The organism is Mycobacterium sp. C31M, assembly GCF_053345865.1.
On sequence record NZ_JBKFAX010000024.1, the window covers coordinates 12,732 to 24,332 of the forward strand.

Annotated in this window: 14 protein-coding genes; 4 read left to right on the plus strand and 10 right to left on the minus strand. The window is 67.9% G+C overall.

From position 1 onward, the window contains the following. Positions 1–62 precede the first annotated feature (62 nt). Positions 63–923, minus strand: a complete 861-nt coding sequence (locus ACLBYA_RS28095; RefSeq protein ID WP_447712763.1) for an LLM class F420-dependent oxidoreductase — start codon at positions 921–923, stop codon at positions 63–65. Positions 924–1,011: 88 nt separating this feature from the next. Here ACLBYA_RS28095 and ACLBYA_RS28100 point away from each other — a divergent pair, with 88 nt between their 5' ends. Next, positions 1,012–2,052 carry a PHP domain-containing protein gene (locus tag ACLBYA_RS28100; RefSeq protein ID WP_447712764.1) on the plus strand — a complete coding sequence of 347 codons (1,041 nt, stop codon included), beginning with the start codon at positions 1,012–1,014 and terminating at the stop codon, positions 2,050–2,052. On the opposite strand, the gene ACLBYA_RS28105 is transcribed toward ACLBYA_RS28100, so the two are convergent. Then, complete coding sequence (locus ACLBYA_RS28105) at positions 2,049–2,339, minus strand: YiaA/YiaB family inner membrane protein (RefSeq protein ID WP_447712765.1); 291 nt, start codon at positions 2,337–2,339, stop codon at positions 2,049–2,051. The genes ACLBYA_RS28100 and ACLBYA_RS28105 overlap by 4 nt on opposite strands. A 66-nt stretch (positions 2,340–2,405) precedes the next feature. Between ACLBYA_RS28105 and ACLBYA_RS28110 the strand changes: the two genes are divergently transcribed. Next, entirely contained in the window at positions 2,406–2,837 is a 432-nt protein-coding gene (locus ACLBYA_RS28110) for a hypothetical protein (protein ID WP_447712766.1), read from the plus strand. Here ACLBYA_RS28110 and dinB read toward each other — a convergent pair. Both dinB and ACLBYA_RS28120 read right to left on the minus strand, forming a co-directional pair. Beyond that, complete coding sequence (dinB, locus tag ACLBYA_RS28115) at positions 2,834–4,063, minus strand: DNA polymerase IV (protein WP_447712767.1); 1,230 nt, start codon at positions 4,061–4,063, stop codon at positions 2,834–2,836. The genes ACLBYA_RS28110 and dinB overlap by 4 nt on opposite strands. A gap of 24 nt (positions 4,064–4,087) precedes the next feature. Continuing rightward, positions 4,088–4,729: a TetR/AcrR family transcriptional regulator gene (locus ACLBYA_RS28120; protein WP_447712768.1), complete on the minus strand. Its 642-nt coding sequence runs from the start codon at positions 4,727–4,729 to the stop codon at positions 4,088–4,090. Between the two features lie 77 nt (positions 4,730–4,806). Here ACLBYA_RS28120 and ACLBYA_RS28125 point away from each other — a divergent pair, with 77 nt between their 5' ends. Beyond that, on the plus strand, positions 4,807–6,276 hold the full coding sequence (locus ACLBYA_RS28125; protein WP_447712769.1) for a flavin-containing monooxygenase: 1,470 nt from the start codon (positions 4,807–4,809) through the stop codon (positions 6,274–6,276). Positions 6,277–6,372: 96 nt separating this feature from the next. On the opposite strand, the gene rraA is transcribed toward ACLBYA_RS28125, so the two are convergent. Genes rraA through ACLBYA_RS28155 form a run of 6 tightly spaced genes read right to left on the minus strand, consistent with a single transcriptional unit; the run spans position 6,373 to position 10,299 of the window. After that, on the minus strand, positions 6,373–6,855 hold the full coding sequence (gene rraA, locus ACLBYA_RS28130) for a ribonuclease E activity regulator RraA (protein WP_447712770.1): 483 nt from the start codon (positions 6,853–6,855) through the stop codon (positions 6,373–6,375). Further along, positions 6,852–7,607 carry a MerR family transcriptional regulator gene (locus ACLBYA_RS28135; RefSeq protein ID WP_447712771.1) on the minus strand — a complete coding sequence of 252 codons (756 nt, stop codon included), beginning with the start codon at positions 7,605–7,607 and terminating at the stop codon, positions 6,852–6,854. The genes rraA and ACLBYA_RS28135 overlap by 4 nt, the downstream gene beginning before the upstream one ends. Positions 7,608–7,653: 46 nt before the next feature. Next, positions 7,654–8,151 (minus strand): hypothetical protein, encoded by a 498-nt coding sequence (locus tag ACLBYA_RS28140; protein WP_447712772.1) that lies wholly within the window; start codon positions 8,149–8,151, stop codon positions 7,654–7,656. Between the two features lie 44 nt (positions 8,152–8,195). Then, positions 8,196–9,116: a copper resistance D family protein gene (locus ACLBYA_RS28145; protein ID WP_447712773.1), complete on the minus strand. Its 921-nt coding sequence runs from the start codon at positions 9,114–9,116 to the stop codon at positions 8,196–8,198. Then, positions 9,113–9,646 (minus strand): copper resistance CopC family protein, encoded by a 534-nt coding sequence (locus tag ACLBYA_RS28150; protein WP_447712774.1) that lies wholly within the window; start codon positions 9,644–9,646, stop codon positions 9,113–9,115. Before ACLBYA_RS28150 ends, ACLBYA_RS28145 begins: the two co-directional genes overlap by 4 nt. Then, positions 9,643–10,299: a DUF6474 family protein gene (locus tag ACLBYA_RS28155; RefSeq protein WP_447712775.1), complete on the minus strand. Its 657-nt coding sequence runs from the start codon at positions 10,297–10,299 to the stop codon at positions 9,643–9,645. The genes ACLBYA_RS28150 and ACLBYA_RS28155 overlap by 4 nt, the downstream gene beginning before the upstream one ends. A gap of 257 nt (positions 10,300–10,556) precedes the next feature. Between ACLBYA_RS28155 and ACLBYA_RS28160 the strand changes: the two genes are divergently transcribed. Further along, positions 10,557–11,546, plus strand: a complete 990-nt coding sequence (locus tag ACLBYA_RS28160) for a hypothetical protein (RefSeq protein WP_447712776.1) — start codon at positions 10,557–10,559, stop codon at positions 11,544–11,546. Positions 11,547–11,601 lie beyond the last annotated feature (55 nt).

Below are 11,601 nucleotides of genomic sequence, written 5' to 3' on the forward strand. Positions count from 1 at the left end.
TCGCCGGCGGGCGATCGGACGTCTCCGCCGGCGTTTGCCAAATCGTAATAATCTCGTGACTGTCATTCTTGGGATGCGGTTTGCAGGCCAGAATCCCGGATCGCCTCGGCGAGCGGTTCCAGCACCGCGGGGTCGTACGGCGGCGGCAGGTAGACGATCGCGAGATCCAGGCCCTCGGCACTGAGTCCGGCGGCCTCACCGATGACCTTTGCGTAATCGCGGTCCTCGCCGAGCCGGACATGCGCCGACAGCGTGATCTCCTTGGGGTCCCGGCCGATATCGGCGCAATGGGCGGCCAGCACATCGCGCTTGCGGGCGAACTCCTCGGGCGGGCCGCCGACGAAGTTCCAGTGATCGGCGTACTTGGCGGTGATCTTGAGTGTGCGCTTCTCACCGCTGCCGCCGATACAGAACGGCGGGTGCGGCTGCTGCGGCCCCTTGGGCTCGTTGCGGGCGTCCTTGAGTTGGTAGAACTTGCCCTCGAAGGTCGTCGACTCCTGGCTCAGCAGACCGCGGAGGATCTCGCAGGCCTCCTCGAACCGGTCGAAACGCTCCTTGATGGTGCCCAGCTCGATGCCGTACGCGCCGGACTCCTCCTCGTTCCAGCCGGCGCCGATACCCAGTTCCAGGCGGCCGCCCGAGATGATGTCGAGCGCGGAGGCCATGTTCGCGAGCACCGCGGGATGCCGGTAGTGGATGCCGGTCACCAGCACACCGACGCGGAGCCGCTCGGTGGCCTGGGCCAGTGCGGTCAGGGTGGTCCAGCCTTCCAGGCAGGGCCCGGTGGAGTCGGAGAAGATCGGATAGAAGTGGTCGAAGGTCCAGCCCGACTCGTACGCGTCGATACCGTCGGCGGTCTTCCAGATGGCCAGCATGTCGGCCCAGGTGGTGTTCTGCGGGGACGTTTTGAAGGCGAATCGCATACCTGCCGAAACTAGTCGCCCCCGGCAGTTCATTCCGGATCGCCCCAGATTATTCCTGTGAATGTTCCCAGCGGGCACACTGGAGCGCATGGACCCCGTGCAGGCACTGCGCCGGATCGCCTATTACAAGGACCGGGCCCGTGAGGACACCCGGCGGGTGATGGCCTACCGCAACGCCGCCGATGTGGTGGAGGCGATGACACCCGAACACCGCGAGCGGGTCGGTAAGGCGGGCAGCTGGCAGACGTTGCCGGGTATCGGTCCCAAGACTGCGAAGGCGATCGCCCAGGCCTGGGCAGGCCGCGAGCCAGACACCCTGGTCGAGCTGCGTTCGGCGGCGGCCGATCTCGGCGGGGGACAGATCCGCGCCGCGTTGCGCGGTGACCTGCACCTGCATTCGAACTGGTCCGACGGTTCGGCTCCGATCGCCGAAATGATGTCCACCGCAGCCGAACTCGGACATGAATACTGCGCCCTGACCGACCATTCGCCACGGTTGACGGTCGCCAACGGGCTGTCCCCGGAGCGGTTGCGTGAGCAGCTCGATGTCATCGACGAGCTACGCGAACAGTTCTCGAACACATCCCCGTCGCTTCGGTCGCCCCAGCCGATGCACATCCTCACCGGGATCGAGGTCGACATCCTCGACGACGGCACCCTGGACCAGGAGCCTGAGCTGCTGGAGCGTGTCGACATCGTGGTGGCCAGCGTGCATTCGAAACTCAAGATGGATGCGCCGGCGATGACGCGCCGGATGCTGCGCGCCATCACCGAGGGACAGGCGAACATCCTCGGCCATTGCACCGGCCGACTGGTCGAGGGCAACCGCGGCACCCGGCCCGAATCGAAATTCGATGCCGAGAAGGTCTTCACCGCCTGCCGCGACAATGGTGTTGCGGTGGAGATCAATTCGCGCCCCGAGCGCCGAGACCCCCCGACCCGGCTGCTCGAGCTGGCGTTGCAGATCGGCTGTGACTTCTCCATCGACACCGATGCGCACGCCCCCGGCCAACTGGACTTCCTGGGCTACGGCGCACAGCGGGCGCTGGACGCGCAGGTGCCCGTCGACCGCATCGTCAACACCTGGCCGGCCGATGACCTGCTGGAGTGGGCCGGCCGGCGGAGTTAGCCGTTCGCGGTGAACGGATTGTGTTCGGCGATCAGCCGTTCCATCCGCGCCTCGTCGATGCGCGCGTGCACGCTGGCCGACTCCTGCTGGTCGCGGATCACCTTGGCGAGCGTGAATGCGCTGGTCACCAGGAACAGGACCGACATCCCCAAAAACATGCGCTGCCAGATATCCAGCGGCAGGAACGTGATACCGGCGAGCACCCCGACGAAACTGACACCGAAGGCGATGGTGGCCTGCAGGGCGAACGCCGCGGTGACCTTGGCCGTGTCCGTGAACGTGTTCATGGCTCCCAGCCTGACCGGATGAGGCGTTCGGCGAATGCGTGGAACTACTCAAATTAGACTCGCCCGATGCATTCAGCCCTCGGCGTCGGCACCACGATCACCCTGCTGGCCGCCGGGCTGATCTTCCTGCTCGCGCTGTCACTGGGCGTCTGGAAGTACCGGCAGATAGTGACCAGCGAGAACCACCTGGCCCATCCCTACGTCGACATCGCACACCGCGCGGCCCTGCTGTACGCGTTCGCGACCCTGCTGGTCGCCGTGTTCGTCGAACTCAGCGCCTGGCCGATCTGGCTGAACCTGACCGCCGCCATGGTTCAGGTGTTCTTCTTCGTATTCGCAATCTTCACCTACATCGTGCACGGGCTCACACAGGACACCACCAACCAACTGGAGCGCCCGACTCCCACCCTGCACATCGGCATGTGGGCGCTGATCGTCGGCGAGATCGGCGGTTTCGCCGTGCTCTTCGCCGGTTTTGTTGTGGCACAGTTCTTCTAGTCGGGCAGCATGGGCATCTCCCATCCCGGGTCACGGCCCAGCAGCACGCCTCGGGTCACCGAGGCCCGGCCGAAACGCGCCCGCACCTCGTCGACCGCGGCCTCCAGTGCCACCGGGTCCGCCGAGCCGGTGAACGGCAGTTCGAGCTGCGCGGCGCCGTCGCGGTCGATATTGGTGACCGCGAAGCCGACCAATGTCAGACCCCGCTCGGCGATCAACGGCGCGGCCGCGGCCACCAGCCCGCGGGCCGCGGCGAGTACCACCTCGGTGGAGGCCGTCGCGCGGGGCATCGTGTGCGAACGGGTGACCCGGCCGAAATCGTCGAACCGTAGCCGCAGCACCACCGTTCGCCCGGTCCGCCCGGCCTTGCGCATCCGGCCGGTGATCCGGTCGACGAGATTCACCACGACAGCGTCGATCTCGTTGTCCGACATGGTGTTCCCGGAACGGCCGAGTGCGCGCTGCGCCCCGACCGAGCGGCGGCGTACACCGGCGACGACCCGGCGGCGGTCGGTATTGTGCGCCAGCGCGAACAACTGTCGCCCCATTGCCGGGCCGACCATGGCGCCCAGTGACGTATCGCTCAGTTCGGCGACGTCGGCGACGGTGTGGATGCCATGGGCCTGCAGTTTCTCGGCGGTCTTGGCCCCGACGCCCCACAGTCGGCGGACGGGCAATGGATGCAGGAAGGCCAGTTCGCGGTCTGGTGGGACCAGCAGTAACCCGTCCGGTTTGGCTTCCTGGCTGGCGACCTTTGCCAGGAATTTGGTCCGTGCGATCCCGACGGTGATGGGCAGGCCCACATCGACGCGGATGCGCTCCCGCAGTCGCGCCCCGATCTGTACCGGGGTGCCCGAGACCCGCGCCAGTCCACCGACATCGAGAAAGGCCTCGTCGACAGACAGCGGTTCGACCAGCGGGGTGGTGTCACGGAAGACGTCGAACACCGCGTGGCTGGCCTCGGAGTACGCGCGCATACGTGGCGGGACGACGATGACGTGCGGGCACAGCCGGCGGGCCTGGTGCCCGCCCATGGCGGTACGGACGCCGTAGGCCTTGGCCTCATAACTTGCCGCCAGCACCACCCCGGCGCCGACGATGACGGGACGGCCGCGCAACGCCGGATCATCACGTTGCTCGACCGAGGCGTAGAACGAGTCGAGATCAGCGTGCAAGATGGCCGGCTGAGCCGGCCGTTCAGCAGAAGTCGCACCGGACACGAACATATGTTCGCATCGAGGTCCGACAAGTTATGGTTGCGCGCCGTAGATGCTGGCCAGCCAGATGTGGGTGAGGGTGTCGACGACGCGGTCGTACTCGACTGCGGGCTGTTCGGCGGCCAGGGCGGCCATCATCATCCGCTCGTTCATCAGGTTCAGTGAGGTCGCCAGGTCCAGCGCTGGAATGGTCTCCGGGGCAGCGCCGCGTTCGCGTTCGGATTTGATCAGCGCGGCGGTCAGGGCGATCCACTTCTGCATGAGCCCGTTCCAGAAGGCCCGAAACTCGGGGCTGGCGGTCATCGCCTCCTTGCCGGCCCGGGCGGTGGCGGGTCGCGATCCGAAGGAGCTGAAGAAGATCTCGATACCCCGGCGGATCGCCTGATGCGGTTCGGTGGGCATGGCGCCGATGGCCTGGTCGAACCCGGTGTCGGCGCGCTTGATCATGGGGTCGAGCAGCGTGAGCAGTACCGCTTCCTTGGATGGGAAGTAGAAGTAGAAGGTCGGCCGAGAGATGCCGGCTCCTCTGGCGAGATCGTCGACCGAGATATCGGCGAACGACCGCTGCTCCAACAGGTCTGCCGCGGTGGTGAGAATCGCCTGCTCACGATCGTCACCCGAGGGTCGGGTCGAGCGTCGGCCGCGCGGTGCGCGGGCCTGGCTGGCGGTGGTCACCGTGGTGACTTTACGCCATGTCGAAAAAATCAACACACCGTTGACCGACTCAACACCATGTTGATACCGTCGGTCCCATGAACGAACACTTCGACGTCGTGATCGTCGGCGCCGGCATCTCCGGTATCAGCACGGCCTGGCATCTGCAGGACCGCTGCCCGTCCAAGAGTTACGTCATCCTGGAGCGGCGCGAGAACATCGGCGGCACCTGGGACCTGTTCAAATACCCCGGCATCCGCTCGGACTCGGACATGTTCACCCTCGGTTTCCGGTTCAAGCCGTGGACCTCGAGCCGGTCGATCGCCGACGGCGCGTCGATCTGGAACTACATCAACGAGGCCGCCGCCGAGAACGGCATCGACAAGCACATCCGCACCGGCCAGAAGGTCGTCGCCGCGGACTGGTCGGATGCCGACAACAAGTGGACGGTCACCGTCGAGGCCGGCGGCGAGCAGAAGCAGATCACCGCCTCGTTCCTGTCGGTCTGCAGCGGCTACTACAACTACGACGAGGGGTATAGCCCGACCTTCACCGGTGCCGAGGACTTCACCGGCCAGATCATCCACCCCCAGCATTGGCCGGAGGATCTGGAATACGCAGGTAAGCGGATCGTCGTGATCGGCTCCGGGGCCACCGCGGTCACGCTGATCCCGTCGCTGGTCGACGGCGGCGCCGGCCACGTCACGATGTTGCAGCGCTCACCCACCTATATCGGCTCGCTGCCGCTGGAGGATGTGGTCGCCGCGAAGGCCAACAAGTACCTGCCCAAGCACCTCGCACATTTTGTGAACCGCTGGAAGGCAATCGGTTACGCCACTGGCCAGTACCAGATCGCGCGGCGTTTCCCGGCGGTTTTCAAGCGGGCGCTGCGCCAGATGGCCACCCGCCGGCTGCCCAAGGACTTCGACTACGACAAGCATTTCAGTCCGCGTTACAACCCCTGGGATGAGCGAGTCTGCCTGGCGCCCAACGGTGATCTGTTCAAGTCCATCCGCTCCGGCAAGGCCGATGTCGTAACCGACACCATCGACCGCTTCACCGCGACGGGTATCCAGCTCGCCTCCGGCCAGCACCTCGATGCCGATATCATCATCACTGCAACAGGTTTGAACATGCAGCTGTTCGGTGGTGCCAAGGCGCTGCGCAACGGCGAGCCGATCGATCTTCCCAGCACGATGTGCTACAAGGGCCTGATGCTCTCCGGCGTGCCGAACATGGCGATCACCTTCGGTTACACCAACGCATCCTGGACACTCAAGGCCGACCTCGTCTCCGAGTTCATCTGCCGGGTGCTGAACTACATGGACGACAACGGTTTCGACCGCGTCGAACCGCAACACCCCGGTGCCTCGGTCGGCGAGGAACCGTTCATGGACTTCACCCCGGGATACTTCCGGCGCGCCATGGACAGCCTGCCCAAGTCGGGTTCGGAGGCGCCGTGGCGGCTCAAGCAGAACTACTTCATCGACCTGCGGACCATCCGGTACGGCAAGGTCGACGAGGAGTCGCTGCTGTTCACCAAGCACCGCGCGGCGGTCAACGCCTGACCTTCATCCGCCGAGAAGGCGCCGAATGGCCCCCAAATCCCGTGATTTGGGGGCCATTCGCGCTCCCCCGCAAGCGGGAGGTGCCCCCAGCTCGCGCTAAGAGGGTGCGACGACGACAATGCCGTCCTCGTCGCTGTATGCGATCTCGCCCGGCACGAACGTGACGCCGCCGAAGCTGACCTCGACATCACGTTCGCCCGCACCGGTTTTGGTGCCCTTGCGGGGGTTGGTCCCCAAGGCTTTGATGCCGACGTCGATGGTGGCCAGTGTCGCCGCGTCGCGCACGGCTCCGTTGACGATGACGCCGGCCCAGCCGTTGTCGGCCGCCAGTCCGGCGATGATGTCGCCGACCAACGCCGTGTGCAGCGACCCGTCGCCGTCGACCACCAGCACCCCGCCCGCGCCCGGTGTCGACAGGATCGACTTCAGCAGGGCGTTGTCCTCGAAACAGCGCACCGTGGTGATGGGGCCGGCGAAAACGCTGCGCGCGCCGAAGTTCCGCAGCTGCAGATCACAACTGCGGACGTCGGGGTAGATCTCGTCGACCAGATCGGCGGTGGCGCGGGGTTGGATGGTCATTCCATGAGACTAGCGATAACCACCTCGTGGACGAACTGCGCCAACCCCGGTTCGACAGCGTCGTAATAGGCCGTGAACCGGGCATCGGCCAGATACATCTGCACCAGGCCGCGGTGCATCTCACCACCGCACTCATAGAACCGTTCGATCGATGCCCGGTGCCGCGCCGCCAAGGCATCGGCCTCCGGTGACCCGGCCTGCACCCCGGCGCGCTTGGCGGCGGCCAGATCGGCCAACAGGGCGTCGCCTTCGGCCTTGAGGTCGATCCAGTCCTGTTTGGTCAGTTGCGCCGCCCGTTGCTGGGACAGCCGCCACGCCTCCGTGTCACCCCAGCGCTGCTGCGCCTCGATGGCGTACTCCTCGCCGAACGCCGTCGTCCCGAAGATCTCGACCTGTTCCTCGGCCGTCAACTGGATACCGCTGCGGTGTGCCGCCATGAGTTCCTCCACCGCCTTGATGGTGCGCTGCAGATCGTCGGCCCGCTCCAACAGCAGAGCGCGCTGACGTTGCAGCCGGGACAGCTCGTCGGCCTCGGGGTCGTCGAGCAGGACGCGGATCTCGTCGAGCGCAAGCCCGGCCGCCCGGTACACCAGCACCAGGTGCAGCCGTTCGACGTCGGCATCGGTGTACCCGCGATAGCCCGCTGGGGTGCGCACGCTCGGCACCACCAGACCGATGTGGTCGTAGTGATGCAGCGTCCGCACGGAAAGCCCGGTCAGTGCCGCAACCCGGCCGACGGTCCGTTCGTCCATGGACTCGACTATCGCCCCTGACGTCGCGTCAGGGTCAAGGGTGAGTTCAGGCGGCGTCGTCGCTGCGGCGGGTCCAGAGCACCACCACGACGGCGAGCAGGCCGACGGCCAAGGCGACGGCCAATGGCAGCCGCGATTGATCGGGACCGGCGGCCGGCACCACGGCGGGTGTCGGCACCGCCGCCGCGACGGTTGATTTCGCTTGGGCAGCAACCTCTTTGGCGGCTTCCGGGGTCGCCTTCACCGGCGCCGGCACGACCTTGGCGGCCGGAGCTTTCTTGGCAGGCGCCTTTTTGGCCGGAGCTTTGGCCGGGGCTGCCTTCTTGGCGGGGGTCTTCTTCGCGGCGGCCTTCTTGGCCGGAGCCTTGGCCGGGGCTGTCTTCTTGGCGGGCGTCTTCTTGGCCGCGGCCTTCTTGGCAGGCGGCGGGGGAGTCGGGGCGGCGGCCTCAGTCGGGCGATCCTCGGGCAGTCCGGGGTCAGCCGGGTCCTTCTGCTCGGGAAGGTCCTGCTCGTCGGCCATGCGTCTGCTCCTCTGCAGTGTCATTTCGCGCCCCGCCAAAGGCCCATCATGCCAGCAGCGGGTTCCGGCTAACCCGTTACCGCCAGCGCAGCCGCCAAAGTCAGTGCCACCGCCATCAGCGCCAACTCGGTGTCGGAATGCCGGGTGGACACCTGGGCGGTCACCCGGTGTCCGCGTGCCGACGGCAGCCACCGATACCGATTTCGCCAGGCCAGCACCATCAGGGCGGAGGTGACGACGATTTTTGCCGCCAGCAGTCGGCCGTAGCCGGTACCGATCAGCGCCGCCGGTGAGTCGAGCATCACCGCGGCGCTGAGTACCCCACCGGCCAGCAAGACGATCACGCACCACAGCGACATCACCGAGAACCGTGGTAGCACCCGCGCCCACTGGCCGCGGTGGGCGACCGTCAACACCAGCGCTGCCAGCACCCCACACCAGAGTGCGGCCGCCACTGCGTGCAGCGTCACCGCGACTCCGCCGATCGGACTGTCGGAGAGGTGCCCGGCCAAGGTGCGCGCCGCGGTGCCGGTCGCCGCGACCCCGGCGATCACCATCGTCGCCGCCGGCCCGCGCGTCACGACCGCCGACACCCCGACCACCAGCGCCGCTCCCACACAGATCAGGTCGGCACGCCCGGCCACTGTCGCCAGCGCGTACTCGGTCGTGGTGCGTAACCCGAGGCTCAACACCCCGACAGCGGCGGTATCGGCGGCTGCCGACACCAGACGCACCAACTCGGCCGCCAGCCACACCCAGGCCGCCACCGCCAGGGCGGCGGCGCTCCGGCGGGTCAGTTCCGGGCGGTAGCGGGGGACATCGAGGTAGGGCACCACCGCCAGACCGAGCACGATGACCGCCGCGCCATCGGCGAGCACCCGGGTGACGGTGGTCGGCAGTGACAGCTGCGGCTGGGCCAGCGCCCAGGCCAGCGTGATCCCGACGAGGAGGACGAGCGCACCGGGTGCGGCGCGCCGCAGGTACGTCACGTCCGGCGGCGTCGGCTCCACCAGAGGCCGGCGCCGACGAGGACGACCGCGCCCATGACGAACGGCCACACCGGAAACCCGTCATCGGGGGCCGCCGTCGGCGCTGCGGCCGGCGCAGGCGACGGCGGCGGCGAGGCGACGGCGGGTCCCGGCGCCGCTTCGGTACGGGCCACGGTCAATTCGAACGACCAGGAGCCGCTGATGACATGGCCGTCAGCCGAGGTGACGCGGTAGTTGGCGGTGTAGGTGCCGGCCGGACCGAGCGGACGCAGGTCGACCTCGGCGACGGGACCGTTGACCCGGACCTCACCGGATGACCACAGATTGCCGTCCGGACCGACGACGGTCATCGCGGCGAACGCAGTCTGCAGATCCTCGCTGAACGTCGCGCTGACCGTGGCCGGGCCCTCGGCGAGGGTGGCGCCCGATGCCGGATCAGAGGACAGCAGGGTCGCGTGCGCGGATGCGACACCGGGAGCGGAGAACACCGCCAACAGTGCAGCGATCAGCACGGCGAGCAGCCGTGTCACGGCAGGCCCAGCCGGGCCAGCAGGTCGGCGTCGATCCCGTCGAGCTGATCACCGATCGCGGCGTGGGCGGCGCGGCGCCGGGCCGAGGGCATGTTCTCCGCGGCGGTCACGGCGGCGGCGAGGTCGATCAGTCGGTCGTTGACGGCGGCGACGAACTGCCGGGTCTCGCCATCCTTGGGGTTCTTCTCGGCGACCCGGCGCACCGCCTGCTCGGCGCCGGTGATGCGGGCCGACAGTGCCGCACCATGGCCGGAGAACTGCCCGACCTGGCTCAGCGGTACCCCGAGCTGATCGGCGCGGCGCTGGTCCAGCAGGCCGCGGGCGGCGATGGCGCCGCGGTAGGCAAGCGGCACCACGACGGGGGCGAGCAGCCGCGACACCGTCAGCGCTCGGCGAATCTTGGTCGGCGACAGCAGCTTGCCCTCACGGACCGCCTTGAGCTGGGTCTCAGCAACCTTCAGTGCCGCGCGATCACTGTCGTGCTGGGCCTTGAGCTGTGCCTTGACCGCCTTGGACGCTGCCTTGCGATCGGCCTTGATGCGTCGGGCGTCATTCTTGGCGGCCAGCCTGGCCTCGAGTTTGGCCTTGGCTTTGATCGCCCGGGCCTCGGCACGCCGGGTCGCGCGGCTCTTGCGTTGTTTGAACAGGGCCATCGGCGGTGCCTCCCGGTCAGATCGTCGATGTGGTGGGCGGATGCATGGCATATGCGCACCGCTGCGGCCAACCCTATCGCTCTGCTGTGGACACCGGCGTCGGTGCCCGATGCGGCGGCCGGTTTCGCGCTGACAGCAAACAGTGCGCGGGGGGTGTGCGACAATTGCCGAAACGAGGGCTGATCTGCACGATGACGCCATGAAGGGGTGGTGACGACGTGGGTTCGCGCATGCGAGTCGCCGCGGCTGCCTGCCTCGTGTCGTCTGGCCTGCTCGTCGGGGGTGCGTCCACTGCCATCGCATTCGCCGCACCGGACACGGCAAGTGACCCGTCGGACGGTGGAAGTGCTGGTCCGGCCGCCGATCAGCCGTCCCGCGGCCCCGGTCGCGACGCGGTCAACCGACCTGGTGCGGGGGCCACGCCGATCTCCGGGCGGGTGGGCGCCCGTCAAGCCGAGAAGCCCCGCCCCAGGGCCGGTGATCCGAAAAACGAACCCACTGACAGCAAATTTTCCGAAGCGGCAGAAGAGAACGCGGCAGAGGAGTCCGAGGACGGCGCCGGCGAACATTCTCCGGATCCGACCCGAGCCGTCGAGAACCCCCGCGAGGACCCCAAGGGTGAGGACGATCCCAAGGGTGAGGACGGTACCGAGGAGGACGACGAGGACGAGTGCGGCTGGTGGTGGCCGAGTCCGCCCGAGGGCGATATCCCGTCGTCGGGGACCGGTGACGGCTACGACGGTGTCTCCCCACCCGTCGGCCGGCCCAGCATCCCGCCCGGCATCGGCCTCCCACACGCGATGGTGCCGGAGTCCCCGGTGGTACCGGTCGTCCCCGACCCGCTCGAACCGCCGCCCGGACTGGCGGCCCCGGCCGCGCTACCGATGCCGGTGCTGTCGATGCCGATGGTCGCGTTGCCACCTGCGGTACCCGGCGGCGGCTCGGGCGGTGGTGTCGGCGCCGCACCGCGCGTACCGGGCGTTGCCGAGCCGCGTCCGGCTCCGCGCAGCACACCGCCGGCCGAAGGCCCGGCCGCTGTCCGTGGCACCGAGGCCGTCCCGGCCAACTACCGGGCGGGTTACGGGGAGCGTCTGCGCACCGCATCGACATCGCAGGTGATCGCGATGGCGGTGCCCGGAGCAACCGGGATCATGCTTCTCACCGGAGCGGGTGGGCTCATCGGCTACCGGCAGGCCCGCGCAGGTCTGGCCATCCGGGCAGCCGGTTCGGGGAGGTTCGTCAGTTGATCGCCAATCCCGCGCACGCAGCGAACGTCAGCGCCATAGTGGAAAGGTCGAAAAG